At 36.5% G+C, this 22,399-nt stretch carries 25 protein-coding genes and 1 pseudogene; 9 read left to right on the top strand and 17 right to left on the bottom strand.

From position 1 onward, the window contains the following. Positions 1-5: 5 nt before the first annotated feature. From ACFIL2_RS08005 to ACFIL2_RS07970, 8 genes are all read right to left on the bottom strand, one after another. A complete protein-coding gene (locus ACFIL2_RS08005; RefSeq protein WP_375611163.1) occupies positions 6-1,517 on the bottom strand; it encodes a Do family serine endopeptidase in 1,512 nt (503 codons plus the stop codon). A 218-nt stretch (positions 1,518-1,735) separates the two neighbouring features. Next, a complete protein-coding gene (locus ACFIL2_RS08000; protein WP_375680246.1) occupies positions 1,736-2,146 on the bottom strand; it encodes a cytochrome c-type biogenesis protein CcmH in 411 nt (136 codons plus the stop codon). 1 nt (position 2,147) lies between these two features. Then, entirely contained in the window at positions 2,148-4,127 is a 1,980-nt protein-coding gene (locus ACFIL2_RS07995; protein WP_375680245.1) for a heme lyase CcmF/NrfE family subunit, read from the bottom strand. Between the two features lie 7 nt (positions 4,128-4,134). Next, the gene (gene ccmE, locus ACFIL2_RS07990; RefSeq protein WP_375611160.1) at positions 4,135-4,614 is read right to left on the bottom strand and encodes a cytochrome c maturation protein CcmE; all 480 of its coding nucleotides are present in this window, start codon (positions 4,612-4,614) and stop codon (positions 4,135-4,137) included. 77 nt (positions 4,615-4,691) lie between these two features. Beyond that, positions 4,692-5,462 carry a tetratricopeptide repeat protein gene (locus ACFIL2_RS07985; RefSeq protein ID WP_375680244.1) on the bottom strand — a complete coding sequence of 257 codons (771 nt, stop codon included), beginning with the start codon at positions 5,460-5,462 and terminating at the stop codon, positions 4,692-4,694. A gap of 234 nt (positions 5,463-5,696) precedes the next feature. Next, complete coding sequence (locus ACFIL2_RS07980) at positions 5,697-7,115, bottom strand: ATP-binding protein (RefSeq protein ID WP_375611158.1); 1,419 nt, start codon at positions 7,113-7,115, stop codon at positions 5,697-5,699. Beyond that, positions 7,115-7,780, bottom strand: coding sequence for a response regulator transcription factor (locus tag ACFIL2_RS07975; protein WP_375680273.1), 666 nt, complete (start codon positions 7,778-7,780; stop codon positions 7,115-7,117). The genes ACFIL2_RS07980 and ACFIL2_RS07975 overlap by 1 nt, the downstream gene beginning before the upstream one ends. Positions 7,781-7,801: 21 nt before the next feature. Then, entirely contained in the window at positions 7,802-8,038 is a 237-nt protein-coding gene (locus tag ACFIL2_RS07970; RefSeq protein WP_375680243.1) for a hypothetical protein, read from the bottom strand. 348 nt (positions 8,039-8,386) lie between these two features. Between ACFIL2_RS07970 and ACFIL2_RS07965 the strand changes: the two genes are divergently transcribed. The 6 genes from ACFIL2_RS07965 to ACFIL2_RS07940 all read left to right on the top strand — a co-directional run bounded on the left by ACFIL2_RS07965 (position 8,387) and on the right by ACFIL2_RS07940 (position 15,220). Then, a complete protein-coding gene (locus ACFIL2_RS07965; protein WP_375634261.1) occupies positions 8,387-10,540 on the top strand; it encodes a transglycosylase domain-containing protein in 2,154 nt (717 codons plus the stop codon). 17 nt (positions 10,541-10,557) lie between these two features. Continuing rightward, positions 10,558-11,154 (top strand): DUF1214 domain-containing protein, encoded by a 597-nt coding sequence (locus ACFIL2_RS07960; RefSeq protein ID WP_375634262.1) that lies wholly within the window; start codon positions 10,558-10,560, stop codon positions 11,152-11,154. Next, on the top strand, positions 11,147-11,686 hold the full coding sequence (locus ACFIL2_RS07955; protein ID WP_375680242.1) for a hypothetical protein: 540 nt from the start codon (positions 11,147-11,149) through the stop codon (positions 11,684-11,686). The genes ACFIL2_RS07960 and ACFIL2_RS07955 overlap by 8 nt, the downstream gene beginning before the upstream one ends. 531 nt (positions 11,687-12,217) lie before the next feature. Continuing rightward, the gene (locus ACFIL2_RS07950) at positions 12,218-13,003 is read left to right on the top strand and encodes a DUF1499 domain-containing protein (RefSeq protein WP_375620675.1); all 786 of its coding nucleotides are present in this window, start codon (positions 12,218-12,220) and stop codon (positions 13,001-13,003) included. Positions 13,004-14,938: 1,935 nt separating this feature from the next. Beyond that, a complete protein-coding gene (locus ACFIL2_RS07945) occupies positions 14,939-15,061 on the top strand; it encodes a hypothetical protein (RefSeq protein WP_375680241.1) in 123 nt (40 codons plus the stop codon). Between the two features lie 36 nt (positions 15,062-15,097). Then, on the top strand, positions 15,098-15,220 hold the full coding sequence (locus tag ACFIL2_RS07940; protein WP_375680240.1) for a hypothetical protein: 123 nt from the start codon (positions 15,098-15,100) through the stop codon (positions 15,218-15,220). Between the two features lie 29 nt (positions 15,221-15,249). Here the strand turns inward: ACFIL2_RS07940 and ACFIL2_RS07935 are convergent, their stop codons facing one another. The 3 genes and pseudogenes from ACFIL2_RS07935 to ACFIL2_RS07925 form a co-directional block, all read right to left on the bottom strand. Next, positions 15,250-15,732 carry a hypothetical protein gene (locus ACFIL2_RS07935; RefSeq protein WP_375680239.1) on the bottom strand — a complete coding sequence of 161 codons (483 nt, stop codon included), beginning with the start codon at positions 15,730-15,732 and terminating at the stop codon, positions 15,250-15,252. A 138-nt stretch (positions 15,733-15,870) separates the two neighbouring features. Further along, positions 15,871-17,196 carry a PBSX family phage terminase large subunit gene (locus ACFIL2_RS07930; protein WP_375680238.1) on the bottom strand — a complete coding sequence of 442 codons (1,326 nt, stop codon included), beginning with the start codon at positions 17,194-17,196 and terminating at the stop codon, positions 15,871-15,873. Next, positions 17,177-17,490 (bottom strand): annotated as a pseudogene (locus ACFIL2_RS07925) (hypothetical protein). The gene ACFIL2_RS07930 and the pseudogene ACFIL2_RS07925 overlap by 20 nt, the downstream one beginning before the upstream one ends. A gap of 281 nt (positions 17,491-17,771) precedes the next feature. On the opposite strand from ACFIL2_RS07925, the gene ACFIL2_RS07920 reads away from it, so the two are divergent. Beyond that, positions 17,772-18,272, top strand: a complete 501-nt coding sequence (locus tag ACFIL2_RS07920; protein WP_375680237.1) for a hypothetical protein — start codon at positions 17,772-17,774, stop codon at positions 18,270-18,272. 512 nt (positions 18,273-18,784) lie between these two features. Here ACFIL2_RS07920 and ACFIL2_RS07915 read toward each other — a convergent pair. From ACFIL2_RS07915 to ssb, 4 genes are all read right to left on the bottom strand, one after another. Beyond that, entirely contained in the window at positions 18,785-19,054 is a 270-nt protein-coding gene (locus ACFIL2_RS07915; protein WP_015856325.1) for a type II toxin-antitoxin system RelE/ParE family toxin, read from the bottom strand. Further along, a complete protein-coding gene (locus tag ACFIL2_RS07910) occupies positions 19,038-19,265 on the bottom strand; it encodes a DUF6290 family protein (protein ID WP_375680236.1) in 228 nt (75 codons plus the stop codon). The genes ACFIL2_RS07915 and ACFIL2_RS07910 overlap by 17 nt, the downstream gene beginning before the upstream one ends. A gap of 96 nt (positions 19,266-19,361) precedes the next feature. Further along, positions 19,362-19,856 carry a hypothetical protein gene (locus ACFIL2_RS07905; protein WP_375633768.1) on the bottom strand — a complete coding sequence of 165 codons (495 nt, stop codon included), beginning with the start codon at positions 19,854-19,856 and terminating at the stop codon, positions 19,362-19,364. A 53-nt stretch (positions 19,857-19,909) separates the two neighbouring features. Continuing rightward, entirely contained in the window at positions 19,910-20,353 is a 444-nt protein-coding gene (gene ssb / locus ACFIL2_RS07900) for a single-stranded DNA-binding protein (RefSeq protein ID WP_375646521.1), read from the bottom strand. Positions 20,354-20,547: 194 nt separating this feature from the next. Here ssb and ACFIL2_RS07895 point away from each other — a divergent pair, with 194 nt between their 5' ends. Continuing rightward, positions 20,548-20,847, top strand: coding sequence for a BrnT family toxin (locus ACFIL2_RS07895; RefSeq protein ID WP_375612484.1), 300 nt, complete (start codon positions 20,548-20,550; stop codon positions 20,845-20,847). Then, a complete protein-coding gene (locus ACFIL2_RS07890; RefSeq protein WP_273756873.1) occupies positions 20,825-21,130 on the top strand; it encodes a BrnA antitoxin family protein in 306 nt (101 codons plus the stop codon). Before ACFIL2_RS07895 ends, ACFIL2_RS07890 begins: the two co-directional genes overlap by 23 nt. A gap of 125 nt (positions 21,131-21,255) precedes the next feature. Here ACFIL2_RS07890 and ACFIL2_RS07885 read toward each other — a convergent pair whose 3' ends face one another. Further along, the gene (locus ACFIL2_RS07885) at positions 21,256-21,771 is read right to left on the bottom strand and encodes a hypothetical protein (RefSeq protein WP_375680235.1); all 516 of its coding nucleotides are present in this window, start codon (positions 21,769-21,771) and stop codon (positions 21,256-21,258) included. Then, complete coding sequence (locus tag ACFIL2_RS07880) at positions 21,758-22,105, bottom strand: hypothetical protein (protein ID WP_375655533.1); 348 nt, start codon at positions 22,103-22,105, stop codon at positions 21,758-21,760. The genes ACFIL2_RS07885 and ACFIL2_RS07880 overlap by 14 nt, the downstream gene beginning before the upstream one ends. Positions 22,106-22,399 lie beyond the last annotated feature (294 nt).

The following is a 22,399-nucleotide window of genomic DNA, read 5'->3' as shown; positions in this document are numbered from 1 at the left end:
AAGCCTTATTTTTTGAAAATTGGAAGAGCAACAAAACGATTTTGATCATTTGTTCGCACTTGTAAGAGTATAGCCTTTCGTCCTAACTGCTGAGCATTTTTGATTGTGTTAATAATATCAGAGACTCGTTTAACTGGTTTATTATTTACTGTCACAATGATATCACCAGGGCGTATCCCTTTATCTGCAGCATCTGAATCGGTATCGACATCCGTTACGACAACCCCTACACCATCATCAGAAGGCATAACAATCAAACCATAATCTTCCAATGTTTCATCTAAATCACTCTGTCCATTTGAATATTTTGAAGTCTCTTTCTTACTTTCATCTTCAGACATTGAAGCGAGTTTAACCTTTATACTCTCCTCCTTACCTGATCTCCAAATCCCTATGGTTACCATTTCTCCTGGTTTAATATTTGCAATACGTTTCGCCAACTCACGCGCATCAGCAACTTTTTCATTATTCACTGAAATAATTACATCACCCGCTTTAATACCAGCCTTTTCTGCCGGTCCTTTTAACGGATCAGTAACCAAAGCACCTTTGGCTTCTTTCAATCCTATTGAATCGGAAATCTCCTTTGTTACCGGCTGAATCTGAACACCTAACCAACCACGTTGAACTGAACCTTTTTCAATAAGTTGTTGTACAACCTGTTTTACAGTCGCTGCTGGAATAGCAAAAGCAATCCCAACATTTCCTCCAGAAGGAGAAAAAATTGCTGTATTAACCCCAACAACCTTTCCATTAAGATCAAACGTTGGACCACCAGAGTTTCCTCTATTAACAGCAGCATCAATCTGAATAAAATCATCGTATACACCAGTGCCAATATCACGTCCACGTGCAGAAACAATACCTGCTGTCACAGTTCCACCAAGACCAAATGGATTCCCAATGGCAACAACCCAATCCCCAACACGAAGCTTTGAATCATCACCAAAATCAACATAAGAAAATTTTCTTTTATCATTCACTTTTAATACGGCAAGGTCAGTTTTTGGGTCTTTCCCAATGAGCTTTGCGTTCAATTCTGTACCATCATCAAGAACAACAGTATAACTTGTTCCGTCAGAAATCACATGATCATTGGTCACAATGTAACCATCAGACGAAATAAAAAAACCCGATCCAAAAGCAACAGGACGGAGTCTCTGTGATTGGTGCGGAAATTTATTTTTAGGTTTATCAAAATCATAAAACTCTTTAAAAAATCTTTTTAAAGGATGCTGATCTGGTAATTGATCAAGTCCTGGACCACTAAAAAAGTTGCTAAAGAACCTATCTTCTTTCTTTTTATTGCTCTTTACTTGTACTGCCACAACGGCTGGTTTCACTTGAGCAACAATATCGGCAAATCCCTGTTGTTGCATTAACGAAGTAAATACAGAACTTGCATGAGCCTTTGTCATCCACAAGCTTGATGTACATCCACTAAAAAACAGTGCACTTTCCAATATCGCAGAAAAACTCACTGCGACAAATGTTTTAAAGAAAGCCTTTTTAACCATTTATTCTATGCTCCTATTCAATCATACCTTTATTTCAATTCCGATCACTTATAAAATACCAGACCTTACCGTTTTCTGTCTAAATTATTAAAGTTTTGTAAGGTTTCAGTATTCCCTAATATAATTATAATAAGATTGTCTGCTCATTGAAGATGAGCTGATTTTTTTCTTTTATGTAACATTTTTTTTAATGCAATGACATTTTTGACTGTTCTTTTTCATTCACATAACGCATGATTATTCCGTTTGAAGTGGAAAAATATGACACTTACGCCAATGATAATAATGATCAAAGGCGAGAACCATAAAAACCAAGTTATTTTATTCAATGGTGGTTTCAAGAGAATAAATTCACCATATCGCTCAACAAGAAAGTCAGTGACTTGCTGATTACTATAGCCCATTTTTAGCCTTTCCCGAATTAAAAGCCGTAAATCACGTGCTAAAGCAGCATCTGAATCATCAATTGATTGATTTTGACAAACCGGACAACGTAAATGCGATGAAATATGGCGTGCTCGCGCTTCAAGAATCTTATCCTTTAAAATCTCATCCGGCTCTACTGCTATTGCTAATCGAAAAGGAAACGTTGCAATTAAAAAAAATACAATCCAAAGAATTTTTTTCATCTCAATGTCTTTTCCAAAAATTTAAAGCAAGCACTACCTTATTGTACACGCCAATGCGAAACCAATACCCCAAAAGAGAAAGACATCCCCCCATAGCCATCATGAATGCCCCTAACCAAATACATATTACATAAGGCTTCCACCATACGTGCACAACGAGACCCCGATTATCAATATGTCCCGGTATAATATATAGCTGCGATAAGCCACGATTTTTAAGACCAACTTCTGTTGTTGATGTATTTTGGCTTGAATAAAATCGCTTTGAGGCTGTTACATGACCTACAATGTTTTTATTTTCATATATTTTAAAATAAAATTCCATTGTCGAATAATTCGAACCAACACCATCATGCACTGCATCAAAATGAAGCGTTTTATCCGCTATCGTCACCCTATCCCCTACGTTCATGATTAAAATACGTTCTTGCCCAAAACTTGCCACGCAAACAATACCAAATAATGTAACGCCTAATCCCATATGTGCTATTGCTGCACCAAAAGTAGACCATGGCAATCCAAGAAATCTCTTAACGCGTACTGAAAAAGCTCTCTTGCCATATCCACTCTTTCCCCATAAATCCGCTAAACTGCCTAAAAAAACAAACGCTGAAAGCCCAATCCCTAAAACTGCAAAAATATCACGCACAGATGTCGCATAAAATATTATAAAACAGACGATACCAACCAATACAAAAACAAACCACAACCGTTCAAAAACTGCAAGAAAATCACCGCGTTTCCATGCCATCATTGTCCCAAACGGAACAAACAACAACAGCAAAACCATTAGCGGTCCACAGGTAAGGTTAAAAAAAGCAGCCCCTACAGAAATTTTTTTCCCTGTTAATATCTCAATAAAATAAGGATAAAGCGTACCAATCAATACTGTTGCTGTTATTGTTGTCAGTAACAAGTTATTTAAAACAATAAACCCTTCACGTGAAATTGGTTGAAAAAATCTTTCTGTTTTTAAAATAGGGGTACGCAAAGCAAAAATAAGAAAAGCAGCTCCCGTAAAAAAAAATAAAAGAGCAAGAATTGCTTGCCCGCGTGCTGGATCAACAGCAAAACTATGAACAGAAACTAAAAGCCCAGAACGCACAAAAAAAGTTCCCATCAGAGAAAGGGAAAAAGTAAGCAGCGCTAAAAACAGAGTCCAACTTTTCAATATTTCTCGTTTTTCGAGAACAAGAGCAGAATGTAAAAGAGCCGTTCCTGAAAGCCAAGGCATAAACGAAACATTTTCAACAGGATCCCAAAACCAATAGCCCCCCCATCCTAGCTCATAATAAGCCCAATAAGAGCCAACCATAATACCCAATGTCAAAAAACACCAAGCAAGTAAAAGCCACGGACGAATCCCACGCGCCCAAATTCTATCAACATGTCCCATAATCAATGCCGCAACGGCAAAAGAAAAACAAAGTGAAAAACCGACATAACCTAAATAAAGTAGCGGTGGATGAATTGCTAATGCGATATCTTGTAAAAGAGGATTGAGACCATTTCCCTGCAATGCTGGTGGATTTACGCGTAAAAATGGATTGGATACAAAAAGAATAAATAAAAGAAAAGCAGTTGTAATCCAACTTTGGCAAATTAAAACAAGCGTCTTAAAATCTTCTGGCAAATGTTGGCTAAAAAAAGCCATCAATGCGCTAAAAAAAGCAAGACTTAAAACCCATAACAACATAGAGCCTTCGTGGTTGCCCCAAACACCTGTAATTTTATAGAGCATCGGTTTTTCTGAATGAGAATTCTCAACAACGTTCAAAACAGAAAAATCAGATACGACATAAGCATAAATTATCACTAAAAAAGATAAAAGCAGTAATGTAAAAGTGATATATGTTAGAGGAACAACTGTTTGCATTAACAAACGCTCTCTCCACCAAAAACCTAAAGCAGGTAAAAATGCCCCTAATAAGCTTACTGAAAATGCTGCAGCTAAAAAAATATGACCCAGTTCGACAAGCACAATCGAATTATTTCTCCATAATGTAATGTTTTTTCAAACGATCAGCTGTTTCTTTAGGCATATAAGTTTCATCATGTTTTGCTAAAATACGCATCCCTATAAAAAAGCCCTGTTTATCGAAATGCCCTTCTACGATCACCCCCTGACCTTCACGAAAAAGATCCGGTAAGGCACCATTGAAAACTACTTTTTCATGTTTTTTGTTATCCGTTACAAAAAAAACAACGCCTCTCTCTCCAACATATTGAACAGTTCCCTTTTCAACAAAGCCACCCAAACGCAAAGGGCGCTCCGTTAAAATATCTTCTCTTGTAATTTCAGAGGGCATTCTAAAAAAACTGACCGCATGACGCATTGCATACACTATGAGACTTGCTGCAATTGTCATAACCAAACAACATAATAATATGATCAGTAAGCGCTTTTTTTTTCGCTGCTCTAAAATAACCTTCCATGAGGCAGAATTCTTTAAAGATTGACTGTTCATAGACACTCTGCGAAAAAATTTTAAATACGTTATAATTAAGTATCAATATTTTATTTTTTAAGAGCTTTGCACATCTTCTACATAGGTGCAAGATTTCTTTTCTTTGTATGCTCACTCGATAAATCACGTAACTGAATCATCATTTTTTTAACACGTGATTGTCCTGAAAAATTTTCAGGCATTGTATCAAGAAAGCTTTGTAAAAATTGTACTGCCTGCGCAGTTTTTCCTGCTTGATGCAATGCATCGGCCAACAATAAACGTGGATAAAAATCTGTTGGCGCTAAATCTGCTGCTTTTTGAAAAGCATTTTGCGCTTCTTGCGTTATCACTCCCCCTTCATAACCAACCAATGCTAAACCGTATCCTACAAGCCTTGGAGCTGTTTCTCCATTCAAACGAAGTGCATCTAAATAAGTATTCACTGCTTCTTGAAAAAGGCTTTCTTCGAGATACCCTACCGCTAACGCATCTGCTAGCTTGCCATCATGAGGTGCACGGAAAAAAAGCACTTGTAAACGAATAAGCTTTTCTTGCTTACTAAGAGTTTGAGGATTTTTATCCATTAATTCGCTAAAAAAATAACTTTTCACTTCTGGATTGCCTGTCAGCCCATAAATATTCCATGTCATAAGGAGAACAAACAAGATACTTAAAGCCTTAAGAATATTTCTTTTTTTATAATGCATATAAAGCTTGTTAAACTCAATCATACGCTTATGGCTTCTGTAACCATCCACGGTTTGAACTTTCCATTCTTTTTTTATCTCATCGTCAAAACGTAGTGAAAGAAAAAGAACACTTGCCAGAAAAATCAGAAAAAATGCTGCAAAAATTAATAAGAGCATATCGTTTTTTTCCAATACGAACAGAGAATAACTCGCTTACATTTTATCCTCTTCATGAGAAAAGTGATGTGAATTAATAAAAATTCATTTTTTCATGGAGAATATTATAAAATCTATTATATACATCAATTAAACAAAGAAACTAAAAACAATGTTTCCCTACTCTTTGATGTGTTGTCTGAAAATACTGCTTTACAAACTTTATAGACATTTCTTGCTTAAGGAGAAAATATGTTATTCTCCCATCTTAGGTAATAAAACTTTTGCATACAATCCACCCAAATCAGAACGTGATAAAAAGAGATTGCCACCATATTCACTGACCATATCTGAAACAATTGCTAACCCTAAGCCTGACCCTAGTTTACTTTCATTAAACCGCCGCCCTCTTTTTAATGCTTCATCAATTTTGTCTTCTGTTAAACCAGGACCATCATCTTCTACAAAGATACTAAAATATTCTGTTTCTTCAGCATTTTCTTCTAAACAACAAGAGATCAAAACCTTTGCACGAGACCACTGAGTAGCATTTTCAATCAAATTCCCTATAATTTCTTCTAAATCTTCCTTCTCTCCAGAAAAAACAATATCATCAACATCCATAATAAATTGAATTTGTTTTTCAGGATTAAGCTTTTTCATAACCCGCACCAAGCGTTCAAGCACACTGCGAACAGACGTATGATAGACAACACTATCGCATTGTGCTGCAATCCGCGCACGCTGAAGATAATGATTGATTTGAGCTTGCATTATTTGCGTTTGCTCTCTCAACAAACTAGCCTTTTCTCCGCGCATCTTATCTGTCTCATTCATAATCACGGATAGAGGCGTCTTCAATGAATGCGCGAGATTACCAACCTGTGTGCGAAATCGCTCAATAATACGCTGATTATTATTAATGAGAGCATTCATCTCTTGTACAAGCGGCATCACTTCGCTTACTAAATCCGTATTCACATAATGAACTCTTCCTTCGCGAATATCATTCAATGCACGTCGAATAAGCTTCAACGGTTGAAAACTAAAGAAAATAATAGCAATATTAATAAGAACACTCCCGATACCGAAACTCCAAAGAAAAATTTGCAAAGTTCGCTTAAATTCCTTTACCTGAGCATGAGCTTCATCGATATTCCCAACAAGCCGAAAACGTGCAATATGATTTTTATTATCAAGAACAACATCACTCTCAATCACTTGTAGCTTTTGACCATTGTTCCCCGTTATCCGATAAGAGCGAAAGAATTTATTGTCAAAAGGTATATCAACATCACTTGGTGTAAATATCTCGCCTGTTCCCAATGAGGGAGATGTCAATCTTCCTTTCAAATTATGGGATATCGCAACAACTTCCCAATACCATCCTGTTGTTGGATCAGAATAACGAATATCATCAATCCCAGCCCCTCCTATCAAAGTACCTTCTGATGACACCGTCACTGTTGCAATAAGACTGTAGAGTTGAGCAGAAAGGATACGCTCTAGGCTTTGTTCAGTCGAACGCTTATAAAATAAAATACTTACTGCAGAAATCGATAAAAGAGAAATAACAACCCATAATGTTGATAAGATCATAACACGTAAACTGAGAGATCGAGTAATTACAAAAAAGAACCTCCTATACCAATTATTCTCTTCAAAAACATTCATTAATCACCTCGCGTTCTCACGCGATATCCCATTCCTCGAATAGTTTCAATCAAATTCACTCCAAGCTTTTTCCGTAACCGACCTACAAAGACTTCCACCGTATTCGAATCCTTATCAAAATCCTGATCATAAAGATGTTCAGTAAGCTCTGTTCTTGAAATGACCCTGTCACAATGATGCATGAGATACGAAAGCAGTCTGAATTCATAAGATGTTAGTTTAATCAATTGACCATCCACAAAAACACGAGATGTCTTTGTATCCAACAAAACATTTCCGCAACATAATGCACTCGTCGCATGTCCCGTAGTGCGACGAATTAATGCTCGCAAGCGCGCCATCACTTCCTCCAAATGAAATGGCTTCACAACATAATCGTCAGCTCCAGCATCAATACCGTGCACCTTATCAGACCAACGGTCTCGCGCTGTTAGCATTAAAACAGGCATGGAGATCCCTTCTTGACGCCACTTTTCAACAACACTAATACCATCAATCTGCGGTAAACCTATATCAAGTATCACCGCGTCGTAAGACTCTGTGCTACCTAAAAAATAAGCCTCTTCACCATCGAAAGCACTATCGGAAACATATCCTGCACGTCTTACAGCTTCTGCTAATTGATGGTGAAGATTCCGATCATCTTCAACGATTAAGATACGCATCACAACACCATCTGCTAAAGACTAATCAGCAGGAACAAAAAACTCAACACGACGTAACTTTTCACCATTACTGGCTGGTACAACAACCACAATTGCACACATGTCCTTTCCATCCTGAACAACCGGTTTTGAACGGACGAGAACCCCGCTCTCTTGCGCGGCAACCTTCTTACCTACTTCAGCACACCCAGAAGCTCGAACAGAATCTGCTCCTAAAAAAGCTGCTATTATTACAAACAAGAATTTTTTTTTCATCATAAATATTTCAATAACCCATCTCTTCTTTTCCTTGATAAAGGATAAAAGAAATAATGGTTTTTTTGGGTCGACTTAAAAATCACAAATGGAAATAATTTATCCTCTATCTTACAGAAGAACACATTAATATTATTCCAAATTTTTAAAAACTCAAAATAAAATATTTTTAATAATGAGAATAAAATTTATTCAATAAAATAATAAAATCTTAATACACTATCTTATGAAAAATGAATAATTCTAAAATAAACTCTTTCTCTGTTAGCACTATAGCAAAAAAATACTTCTACTCCATATAATTATTGTAGATTTGTTTGGTTGTATTTCTTTGCCATAGGCTCTCTTTAAATGTTTGATTTTTTTAAAAAAAAGAAAAGGCAACATCGTAAGCCATTTCACAGTCCTGCTCTCATTGAATTAGACGCACGATTAGACACAGCGCTTTATCACATTCGTTCTGCTAACAGTTTTTTCTGGAAAAAGGCAAAAATCGTCTCACAAAATTTTCATCTTCAAGGATGGAAACGTTTTATCGTTGAAGTTCTCGATGAAATACTAACATTAGGGTTGATGGGATTTACTCTTTTTACCATTTTTGGCATTTCTGTTTTTGAACTGACCAAAACAGATTGGTCTTCTCCTAAAAACTTTTCCATTCTTTTTCTAGATCGCTATGGAAATTCCATTGGGCACCGTGGTGCACTGCCGGCAATCTCTGTCCCCGTTGAAGAAATGCCTGACACTGTCATTAAAGCGGTTCTCGCTACAGAAGACCGTCGTTTTTTTGATCATTGGGGTATTGATTTTCAAGGACTTACACGGGCAATTTCACAAAATATGCAAGCTAAAGGTGTGGTGCAAGGTGGTTCAACTCTCACACAACAATTGGCTAAAAATTTATTCTTAACAAACGAGAGAACCATAACACGTAAAATCAAAGAAGCTTATCTTGCTCTTTGGCTAGAAGCAAATTTTAGCAAAAAGCAGATTTTACAACTTTATCTTGACCGAGCCTATATGGGAGGAAACAATTTTGGTATTGCCGCAGCGGCAAAATTTTATTTTGGAAAAAACATACGTCATGTATCTTTAAGTGAATCTGCTATGTTAGCAGGACTCTTTAAAGCTCCAACAAAATATGCTCCTCATAGTCATCTCTTTGCTGCTCAAACACGTGCCAATGTCGTCCTTTCTAATCTTGTTAATAGTGGCTTTATGACAAAGAGCCAAATTATCAATGCGCATCGCCACCCTGCTAAGGCACTTCCCCAAATAGAAAATAATCAGCCAGATTATTTTCTTGATTGGGCATTCGAGGAAGTCAAAAAAATGCGCAATCAACTTCCAAGCCATAGTTTAATTATTCAAACAACCCTTGATCCGAATATTCAAAAAGCAGCAGAAGAATCAATCGCATATCATTTACATCAATATGGTCAACAATATCGCGTAACCCAAGCTGCCACCGTTATACTCGATAATAACGGTGCCGTATGCGCAATTGTTGGAGGACTCGATTATAAAAAGAGCCAATTTAACAGAGCAACACAAGGCGGACGGCAAACTGGTTCTTCATTCAAACCTTATGTTTACGCAACCGCACTGGAACACGGACTGTCTCCCTCGACAATTGTTTTAGATGCTCCTATCAATTGGGGAGGTTGGACACCCAAAAATAATTCTGGTCGTTATTTGGGAAAAATTGATTTAGCAACAGCTTTAGCTTTTTCTATTAATACAGTCCCTGTGTATCTCACCTATCAATATCTTAACCGTGATACCCAACCCATCATAGATCTCATCAAGAATATGGGGATTAACGCGCATATTTTATCACACAAAACAATGGTTCTTGGCACTTCCAATATGACCCCCATGGATCAAGCTACAGGCTTTAATGTCTTTGCCAATGGAGGAATAGCGGGTAATCGTCATGGGTTTACGCAAATCAAAACAATTGATGGTCGTGTCGTGTGGGATTTCGAACATAACGGAAATAAGTTACACCGAGTTCTCAGCAGACAATCAACAGCTTATATGAACCAAATGATGGTGGGTGTCACGACACGAGGATCTGGTAAGCGTGCTGCTCTGCCCATGACTCTCGTCTCAGGGAAAACTGGAACATCACAATCTTATCGTGATGCTTGGTTTGTTGGCTTTACAGGCAATTATACGGGAGCCGTATGGATGGGAAATGATAACTTTTCACCGATGAATCGTGCTTTTGGGGGTGGCGTTCCTGCCATGATATGGCATCGCATCATGCTTGCTGCACATCAAAATATCATGCTCAAACAGCTCTATGGTGTTCAAGATTCTCTCCTTCCTCCTTATCAGCCCCCAGTACTTTCTTCCCATGCAGATTCTGAAGTTCCTCCTCCAATACCCTCTACGCTTTCTCCTGAAACATTGAATATTGTGCGATTGATTAACAAAGATCTGAAAAAACCATCTGCAATTTCTTTGAAGATGAAAACAACTGGAGATTCAACATTTTGAATTCAAGATATTCACTGATGTTTTTTAATATCACCATTTTCTTTTTTATCTTCGCTTTTTCCATTTTATGTGGAACACTGAGTGTCGATTATGTGCTCAATTCCTTTCCTCATTTTGAACGCTTTAGAATTGGAAAATGGAGTGCTTATCCAAAAATGGGAACCGCCAATATGGATCCTTATACCCGCGCCCGCACGACCAAACGAGGCATTGTTTCACTCGGACGAACTGAAGGTATTCAATTCCAGATTTGGCAAGATAACCAAGGGCGTCCACTTCATCATCACTGTCATTATTTACTCAAAGGCACCATCCCTGAAACCCGTCTTTTTACCCTTTATACAGCTGACAAATCCCTAAAACCTTATACTTCATCCAAAGAAATACCTTTTGAACTCCACACTGACAATATTATCTATGAGCATGATGGCTCATTGCGCATTAATATTTCACCCACACCGCAAACCGGCAATTGGCTTGCAACAGTTAGTCAAAAAGAATTCGGGCTTATTCTTACTTTATACGATACCCCAATCATCTCAGCAACGGCATTACAAACGCTTACAATGCCATCAATAGAACAAATCCCATCAGGACAAATAAATTGTGACTAGATTTATTTATACCGCACTTCTTGCAATCATTGGCGCTATTATCGTTCATATTTGCGTTCTCTTTCTGATCCCCTATTGGGCACAAGATAATATATGGACAGCACTAAAAAAATCTGGAACCTCTTATCAATTTGTCGATTTTACGCCCAATAATCCTATTCAGCAATCTGCTGATCCACTCTTTCTTCTTAAAGTCTGCAGATTTAATCTTGAAAATGGACCTGTTCATTTAAAAGCTTTGAAAACACAACAATTTTGGTCACTAGCAGCCTACACACACGACGGAATTATTTTCTATAGCCTTAATGACCGAACAGCCCCTGATGCGACACTTGATCTTATCATTGGAAAACCAATACAAATCATAGAACTCAAAAAATCAAAACCTAAAAAAAATGCCAATTCAGTTTTGGTTGCTAAAAATTTGAATGAAGGGTTTGTTATTTTACGTATTTTTGTCCCTTCTTCCCTTGCAAAAAAAGAAAGTGAAGCTTTTCTTTCATCTGCAACCTGCCGCATATTTTATGAATAAAAACCGACTAACCTCTCATTTGTACAACACCTTCCTTTCTATAAAATACATGAAGCCTATCAAAATGGTTATCTTTTTTCTCTATTAATCAAATATTCGAATTCAGATTTATCTGATTGTAGATCCCTAAATTTTTTATTGAGATAGAATGAAATCTCTATTGCACATCATCATATCCTATTTGATACGCATTATCTGACAGAAAAAACTCCCCGCAATCAGAAGAGAAAAATCAAGAGTAAAGTTCTAAAAATATATGCTGCTAACAACCGTAGAACTTGTTATTTGAGTTTATTTCTTTTTATTTACAAACATTCCCATAAAATTCGCATCAATAACATGATAAACTATAGAAGAAATACTGTTTACCTTCAATGAAGTGCCAAAACAATCGCTGGAAACTTATAAGACATTACACATCCTTGACCTCAAAAATAAGTGCTTTATTTTTGGTTTATGAGCAGAAGCTTTTTGTAAGATAGCACTCTGAAAAAACTTGGCTTATAGTTTACAATCGAGGGGAAAAACTTCATGAAGAAGAGATATGTTCGGTTCGTTTCAAGAGCAGCAGTATGGTCCCCTCGATTTGGTGGATTGTCGTTCTTTATTTTATTATTTTCAGTCATTTTACAACGTTTTTCCGTCATTAACGTAACTGACTTCATAATTTTGATCGGAATCTCTACTGGCTGTGTAATTATTTCTCTTTTTCTGGCTATTAAAGCACTTCATAGTTTGTGGGTCTATGGTGCTCTAGGGGGAATGAAAGCTTTAAAAGGGATCATTTATTCGTTGATAACAGCCACACCATTGATGCTCTTTTTTGGACTTTGGTTTACCTTACCGGCTCTTTACGACGTTTCTACCGATACACAAAGACCACCGGCTTTTTTTCGCACAATACGTCCCAGCGATGCTTTACCACTCAAAAGTGTTTTGACTGAACAAGCAGCAATACAGATGTCACAATGGCCAGAAATATCGGGGCGCCGTTATGATGGCTCACCTGACCGTATTCGCGAATCCGTTCTTAATGTTTTAGCAGCCTATGATTGGCCTGTTGTGGCTCAACGAGAGTTTAAAGGTGAAGAAAATGCGCTTTATATTGAAACAATGGCAAAAACTTTTTACCTTGGTTTTATTTCAGACATTGTGATACGCTTAACCAATGAAGGAGATACAACTTTTGTTGATATGCGTTCTGCTTCTCGTTATTTGCTAAGAGATTTGGGAACGAATGCTGCTTTTATTATCGATTTTATGGATGCCCTTGATACAGAAATCGCCTCACTTCCTCTCTCACAAGACGATGAATAACAATCTAAGAGAAATAAGGCATTTTATTTCATAAAAGTTGCCTATTTTTCAATAAATCATGATACATAAGCAAACAATCACTTTTCAAAAACTATAAATTGATAATCCTTATACAAAAGATAATAATCTCAAAACAACCCATGCTTGAAATAATGAAAAAGATTAAAAAAATAGGAAATAAAAAACAGAAATATTGATAATAATATTAAAGTCTCTGTCTAACTGTAATCAGTAAATATTTTTTAAAGTTTAATATTATATAAAAATAATAACTTATTTTTTATAAATAACTCTACAAATAACACCTTATAATTATATTTTTAAAATAATATAACAACTTGATTTTATATTATTTTAAAATTCCCATATATTCAATTAATAAATTTGCAGCATAATATAATATAAAAAACCTAATTGTTGTTAATATTGTCCTTTTTATACTCCAGTTCTTACCTTTAAATCTATTGTAAAAAAACATGCAAAGTCCAAATCCAATTGCTGTCATTAAGGAGCTAGTAAAAGTATGCATAACAAAAAATCCAGACTGAAATTTCATCTACTTTATGAATGATTTAAGAGAGAGAGCAATAGAGTATAATTCAAATAATAAACTTAACTTAATTAAATATAATTTTATATATAAACAATCTTTATAAAATTCCCATATATTTAACTAATAAAATTCCAAAATAATATAATATAAAAAACATAATTGTTGATAATATTTTCCTTTTTATACTCCAGTTCTTACCTTTAGATCTATTGTAAAAAAAAATTGAAAATCCATATATAAACGTTACCAATAAGGCGCCAGTAAAATTATTCATAACAAAAAAATCCAAAATAAAATATCTATTGTCTTAAACAAAAATATCCCTGAAATCAGTTTAGCCATAGATTTAAAGTATGTTTACAATATCACTGATCTCAGAAATATCTTACTAGCTGTTTTCTAAATAAATTAGAAACAGTGTCCCTCCACTTTACGGATGGCATTGATTGTACTTATCTATCAAACCGTTAATAGCTCCTCCAAATCCGCCTCCTACTGCTCTAGGTAGACCAGCTACTGCACCAGCCCCTCCTCCTAATAACGGGCTCCCACGAGACCGCCTGTGCCTACTGTTTGAGCATAAGAGCCTGCGCTACAATCATCTTCTTCTGGAAAAAGCAAACTTTTTGGATGTGAGTTACTAATTGAATCATGTGATGAGCATGCTATTTAGCAAAAAATAAACTATAATTTGTAAAAATACATAAATTATAATAAATAATAAAATACTGATAACAACTTGATTTTATATTATTTTAAAATTCCCATATATTCAATTAATAAATTTGCAGCATAATATAATATAAAAAACCTAATTGTTGATAATGTTGTCCTTTTTATACTCCAGTTCTTACCTTTAAATCTATTGTAAAAAAACATGCAAAGTCCAAATCCAATTGCTGTCATTAAGGAGCTAGTAAAAGTATGCATAACAAAAAATCCAGACTGAAATTTCATCCACTTTATGAATGATTTAATAGAGAGAGCAATAGATTATAATTCAAATAATTATAATTTTATATATAAATAATTTTTATAAAATTCCCATATATTTAACTAATAAATTTCCAGAATAATATAATATAAAAAACATAATTGTTGATAATATTGTCCTTTTTATACTCCAGTTCTCACCTTTAAATCTATTGTAAGAAAACATTAAAAATCCACATATAAACGTTGCCAATAAGGAGCCAGTAAAAGTATTCATAACAAAAAAATCCAAAATAAAATATCTATTATCACACACAAAAATATCCCTGAAATCAGTTTAGCCATAGCTTTAAAGTATGTTTACAATATCACTGATCTCAGAAATATCTTACTAGCTATTTTCTAAATAAATTAGAAACAGCCTCCCTCTACTTTACGGATGACATTGATTGTACTTATCTTTAAAACCACTAATAGCTCCCATTACTCCGCCTGCGACTGCTGTTTCCGGACCACCTAATAAACCAATTAATGCTCCTGCGCCTCCCTTTATGGCTGTTGATACAACATAATCGCTTACTTCACAACTTGGATTCGGATGGCATTCATTGTACTTATCTATCAAACCGTCAGCAGCTCCTCCTAATCCGCCTGTTAGTGCTACTTGCGGACCAAATAATGCACCAGATGCTGCTCCTATGCCTCCGTGTATGGCAGCTGCTTCAACATAATCGCTTGTTTCACAACTTGGTGCCGTATATCATGCATTGTATTTATCTACCACAGCGTCACCAGCTCCTGCTAGTCCACCTCCTATTGCTCCATTGACAAAGCCAGAACCGACACCTTTCGGTCCAGAAAAAAGACCTCCAACTGCACCAGCAATACCTCCTATTACGTCTCCTATGATGCCGCCTGCACCTGCTGCTTGGGCATGAGCTCCTGGGCTACAATCATCTTCTTCTGGAAAAAGCCAACTTTTTGGATGTGAGTTACTACTTGAATCACCAGCTCCTCCTATTCCGCCGCTTACTGCTCCACCGAGTAAGCCAGCACCTGCACCTCCTGGTCCAGCAATAGAACCTCCAGCTGCACCAGCACCACCTCCTAATATTGCTCCTACAATGCCACCTGTACCTGCTGCTTGGGCATGAGCGCCTGTACTATAATCATCTTCTGGAAAAAGCCAACTTTTTGGATGTGAGTTACTACTTGAATCATTTGATGAGCTTGAACTACCCATTTAAATCCTCCTTTTATTATTAAAAATAACTGTATCATAATGATGCAGTTGGTGATTCTTTATCTTCTGCGTACCAAGACTTTAAACGCTTATAGATTTCATATTCATCGAGGATTGTCGTTTTTTGAAAGTCTTGATCTAGAATGCCATCCATGATGCCGCTTCTCTTTCCATAGTGCAATAACGCTCTTGCTTGGGTTTGACACTGGGTGCTTCATAGACAATGCACATTAAACCAAAGGCATCCGCCCCATGGCTCGACCAATCATGCTCTGCACCCAAACCAATGCCGCGCTTCTCATCCCATTTCTCGTGATACCAGTTCAGTGCCTTACGTCCTGCTACTGTCGTCTTCTCATTAAACCAAACAGAGGGGAGAATACGCCGCACCGCCTCTATACGCATCTTAACCGCCCCTGCCCCTTGATTAGGGATCACTTGCGTTTCAAAACCCGCATCATTTAAAGCACTCTCAAAACTCACATTGTGCACACGGTCTCTGGTCGCACCGTCATGAGGCAAAACCATCAATGCCTTCTCATAACCGTTTTGACGCAACCAACCGATATGCTCTGATAACGGTTGTCCCTGTGCTTCGTAATAATCAAGCACTCTGATCTCTCTACCAACAAATTGCGCTATCCATATCGCTGTGGCATCTGCCTTGGCGCCTGTCCCCCCAATGTCCCAAAAAGCACGTATTTGCATTAAAGGGTCACGAGCAACACGCCCTATCCGCCCCTCCTGCTCGGCTGCCAACATTTCCTTTTGATAATAAGCACCTTGAACCGCTTTCAGATAATCCCCTTCCCAGATATGCTTATAGGTCTCGGGGCGGTTTCTCAGATCATCCAATCGTGCTTCATTCAAGATCTTGGGAAACTTCGGGTTGTCTGACCAGTTGATCTCTACACGCTTAATGGCTTCATTGTCTGAAAAGCGAAACCGCTTCTCAACGGGGGCATTCTCTCGCAACGGGTTCCATGTCACCCATAATTCTGCCCGCCATCCCTCTCCTTCTTCTCGCAAAGTCGGTATAAGCGTTTGCCAAGCCGTCTCTGTTACCGGCTCTGCTTCATCAACCCAACAAAGCAAAATGCGCCCCATCGATTTAATGCTCGCAATATTACGGTCCAGACCAGAAAACTGAAAGGCTACGCGACCATCTATCGACTTAATCGAAGATTCCCCAACCTTGTAATAGTCCTTTAAAAAGTCGTGCGCTTCAATGGCGCGCTTAATCTCCTCCAATGAACTTTCTGCTAGCGAGTTTTGAAACTGCCGTGCACAAAGGATAGTGCCTGATATTCCTTCCCTACCAAATTGATAGCCTTTTAAAGCCGCCATCAATGCAAATGATCTTGTCTTTCCAGACCCTCGTCCACCCCAAGCCGCACGCACCAAAGCCTTATCTGTAAAAATCGGTATAAGCTTTGGAACAATATTAATCTGTCGTGTTGTCATGAACTAAAGGCGCGATTTCTACACGCGTTATCATCTTAATGGCTCCCCATCTTCCCCTGTCACTTGAAGAGGCAAAATCTTCCCCAACAATGCCAAATAAGCAGCGGGGCATTTGATTGCCTGTTTTTCTAGATAAGAGACCAAACCATCATCACCATATTTCTTACCAGCGCGCTCTGCTGCCTTAAGCACTGCTTCTTTCAAAATACGTGTCGTTTTATTTGGCACACCTTTTACCCGCCCTTGACCTGCCTTTGGGGGCGTTCTTTTTACAAGTTTTTCAGTGGTTTTCATGTGTGTTTCTTTTTGTAAACAAGACAATAAAAAACCCCGCAAAAGCAGGGCTCTGAACAATCATATAAACTTATAAGAAAGGTTATACTTTTACCGTAATTCTAGACGCAATTCGACTAGTACAGCAACGCCATAAAACACTATTTTTCATATCCTGTCAACAAAAAAATCACTATATTGTGTATTTTTTATTTTTTTTCACCTAAATCTAGTATCTTTAGCACCCAATAACTCACAATTGTATTATCTCAACGAATCAATTATACGGAAGCACTAAATTATTGATTAGCAAAAAGTGGGGGGAATTAATGTTATTTTTCAAAAAAGCAGATTTATGCAGAATTAAAAAGACATTTACACTAATTTTGTTTTTACCGTTCTTTGCTATAATTAGTCTTATGATACTTGCTTTTAATCCCTTCGGATTAGACAATCAACAACAAGATAAATTAGTCGTACCAATATTTGTAGCATTTGTATCGTATTTTTTGATACTAAGTGCATGTGCAAGAGAAAAAAAGCTAAGTTTAAAAGATGAAAATATTGACAGCGCATTTTATGAGCTCTTGTCCCTCCAATTCCAAACAGGATGCTATACAGCTATGGCAGCAGCCTTTGTATTTTATCCTGTATTAGGAATAGCATTTTTAGGAGTGTTAATTTTTATTGCTATAATACAAAATTTAGATGAAATTGTAGGGATCGTAGCGATTATAGCATTGATATTAATTTGTCTTATAGCGTTTATAGCATTGATCAAATTTATTTGGAAAATTGTCTAACGATCAAAATATTTACTAAGCATTTTTCCTTAATCTTTAATATACACTTAAACTCCAGCCATAAAAGAAATAATTTACTTATTAATCATAGTGATCAGTGGGCTTTTTCTTTCTGATTATGCTAACAGTGAACAGATTCTTACTCATTACAAGTCTTCTAATACTGCTGAAAATTTACATGAAAAAATTAAAGTTTTGCAAAAGCAATACGTAGTAGAACAGCACCCAAAAAAGATTTTATCAGATAGTGGAATTAATCAATATAACATTTCGTTTTCCACTGTTTCTGATTATGAAAAACCTCAGAGGCGCATAACATTTGATGATTTCATCATTATAACAGGAATATTCATATTTATTAGTATAATGTCCATCATCATTAACTTACTTTGGCGCTTTAAATTGAAAATTCCTGCTTATTTCTTTTTATTAACAACTGCTCTAATTAGTTGCGCGGTATTACTCCTTTTAATTCTTGATTAAGAATCAAAATATTTTATAAAAGATTTGCCTTAGCCTTTATATATGCTTTTTCTATGTCCAATAGCCAAAACTAATACGACAAGCTCCTTATCATAGAGTTCACAAAGTATCCTGTAATCTCCTACACGATATCTCCATAAACCTGATAATTGTCCTTTTAAGGGCTTACCTATTACACGCACATCTTCAAGAGGAGCAACATGTTGATCTAAAAAATCGACAATCCTCCGTGCTTCTTTTTTATCGCATTTTTTTAAAAAACTAAGAGCTTTTTTTTCATATCTAATCGTCCAAGCCAAGCTCTTTCCTCACCTCTTCAGAGCTATAAAAAGTACCCTCTCCCCTTCGAACGCGCTCTCTTACTTGTGAAGCTAAATAATAATCCTCTGCTTCCTCTATTCCATGTTCAATAATCTCGCGTAAATAAAAAGACTTTGTACGTCCTGTCTTAGCAGCTAAATTATTCAAACGTGTATCGAGATCACTTGGCAATCGAATAGATATCGTCATAACACAATCCTCATATTTGTATTCACTGTAATACAAATACAACGAATTGTACAGAAAAACGTTTCGCGTCATAGCGAAAGAAACAACATACAACATTTACCATTTAGTTTTTCTGTCAAAATATTTATGAAGCGCGTTAAGAGCGACCCGCAATGAATTCACAAGATGTGGTAATGTTTTGTCTTCGACAACAATATATTGTATTGCTGCATAAAGATTATACTGTCTATAGAGATGTTGTGTTTCTTTTATCGCCTCTTGCATATTAGAAAACTGTTCTGTTGCAAATTCAACCCATTTTTCTCTTGCTTTGTCATCAGAAGATGATGGCATTTCATCATAAACAGCGCTTGGTAAACCTTTTGCACACAAATAGTCATTTTTCACTTCAAGATATTTTTGCGCAGCATCATACTGGTCTTGAGTAAGCATGCCTTGCAAACACAGCCGCCCAACATAAGTACCAGCAAGCGGATTTTTAGCCTCTTCAATAGTCAAACCAAAGCGTTTAGCACGCATTTCAATTGCCAATTGATTAACAGGATCTTGACGTACTTTCACTTGTGAAATGTAAGCATCTTTCTTCTTCATACATCCCCTAATCTGTGGGAGCCCACATGTTTCTCTTTGTTATATTTTATCAATCAAAATGGTATGCTGTCATTAAGAGATGCACTATGATCAGCGGCACCTGAAGCGATAGCATAATTTTGAGAAGTAATAGATGAAGGGGCAGATTGATCTTTCTTTACATCAAGCAAATACAACTCGCCTTTGAATTGTGGTAAAATAATCTCTGTTGTGTAACGGTCATGCCCATTTTTATCTTGCCATTTGCGTGTCTGTAATTTGCCTTCTACGTAAACCTTTGAACCTTTGTTGAGGTATTGAAGTGCAATTTTTGCCAAATGTGGATTAAAAATCACCACGGAGTGCCATTCAGTTTTCTCTACTTTTTGATGAGTATTTTTATCCGTATAGCTTTCAGAAGTTGCCATACGAAAATTGACTATTTCTGCTCCAGAATTCATTGTTTTGCTTTCGGGATCAGCACCTAAACGCCCGATTAATGTCACTTTATTTAGCATGTTTTTTCTTACCTTAAACTTGTACTTTAATACATAGAAAATCTTAGCATGATTTGCTTATTTTTTCAATTATTTCAAAATGATATTATTGTTTTTTAACATATAAAATTATATTTAATATGCAAAAAAACATAAATAGTTCAGTGTTCATTTAAAACTCTTGAAATACATACATAAATGTATTAACATAAGATATGAAAATAAGATTTGAATGGGATGAAGCTAAAGCGAAAAGTAATCTTAGAAAGCACCGTGTCAGTTTTGAAATTGCTGCTCGTGTTTTTGCAGACCCGTTCGCCATGGTTAAACAAGACCGTATTGAAAACGGAGAATATCGTTGGCAAACTTTGGGTCTTGTGGATGGTTTTTTACTGCTGCTCGTGGCGCATACTGTCCATGATGATAAAGATGGTATAGAAGTAATCCGTATTATTTCAGCGCGGCGAGCTAACTCGAAAGAAAGGAAACGTTATGAAGAAGAAAGTTCTTTATGAAATTGATGTAGGTAACTTATCACCTTTGACAGATAAACAGAGAGTTGAAGTTGATAAGCTGGCTGCAATGCCGGACAGTGCAATTGATCATAGTGATATTCCGTCACTCAATGATGCATTTTGGAAAAACGCCGTTCGCAATCCATTCTATAAACCAACCAAAACTGTCACAACAGTACGTGTGGATTCAGACGTTCTAGCGTGGCTTAAAAGTCAAGGGAAAGGATATCAAACACGGATTAACGCAATTTTACGTGACGCCATGCTTCGTTCAATGCGTTGATCTCTTTCCTGCTACAAAGAGTATCAAACTGCTTTCGATAGTTTTTTATCTCCTTGTTGATCTCATCTATGAACGTTGAGAAGAAACAACGTAATCTGAACAGTTTTATAAAATCGGAAATTTTACTATAGCTTTTTAACTGAGCACTGTAGTGTGTAAATAGATATGTTTATTAAACTGCGTGTATGTAACATAAGAAACAATACACAAACTAAAAAAGAATACCAAAGAGCAATATCTGAGTACCAAAGTACAGTATCCAATGGAAAAGAAAGCTTGTAATTCACGTACTTAGAGATGACAGGTAAAAAAACAGTTTCTTTATAGCTACTTGGGAAAATTAAAACGACAAGTGCTAAACTTATTAGCTTTAAAAGTCTGTGCATATACTGTTGTAAATCACGTGTTAGTTTCACCCAACCTGTTGTATTGCCGCGTTTGTATTTTGGGTTGCTCTGCAATTCAGAAGGAATCTTGGAATTGCATAAAATTGCAAAAACAGTTGTGACTATTACCAAAGAAACAGATGCGAATGTCAAAATACTTTGAATAAAGTAAGGATTTTTTTTAATTCCTAAAAAACATAAAAATATAAAAGTTATAATGCCAAACAAGGCTCTTAGCTGCTTATCTGTAAACATATTTATTTCCTGCGGTTTTCGATAATTTTTTGATCTCTCTGTTAATCTCATCTATAAGAGGTTCGTAATTGAGAATGCTTTTCGGAATATTCCCACCGTAAACCCATGCTTTCACCTGCGCTTTGGTACTAAAATCTGCATTTTCTGGTGTGGTATAATACTGTCCGCCATCAAACTTTTCACACTCTCTTGTGCCGTCTTCATATTCGTAGAGGTTGTAAAAATACTCCTCTGCTCCGTCTCCCCAAGGAACATAACCAACAGCTGTTGCAACAAACTCTTTTTGCATAGGCTGTTTACGTTTTTTAAAGAATCTTCGTTTTAATATTTCCATGTTTTAATTCCTATTTTTACCAATTGGTCTATTTACCTAAAATTTGACCGTACAGAGCGTTTTATATTGCGGATGTGTTTTCATCGTAAAATCTTTAAATCGCTTTTTATGGTGCCTTTTTGTCGATTTAAATGCATATCTAATCGTAAAATGATCAGCACTTTTCACTATTTTGCTGTTTTAAGCCGCTTTTGAATTGCTACTGTCATGACACTCTTCACTAGGCTTGCCTATTCTCATGAATGAAATGCGCTTGCCTCCTAAGGCTAGGTTACGCGTATTTTCAACTGCTGT

This window comes from Bartonella sp. AP30XZML, assembly GCF_042195945.1.
Classification (GTDB): domain Bacteria; phylum Pseudomonadota; class Alphaproteobacteria; order Rhizobiales; family Rhizobiaceae; genus Bartonella.
This window is presented reverse-complemented; position numbering and strand designations above follow the sequence as displayed.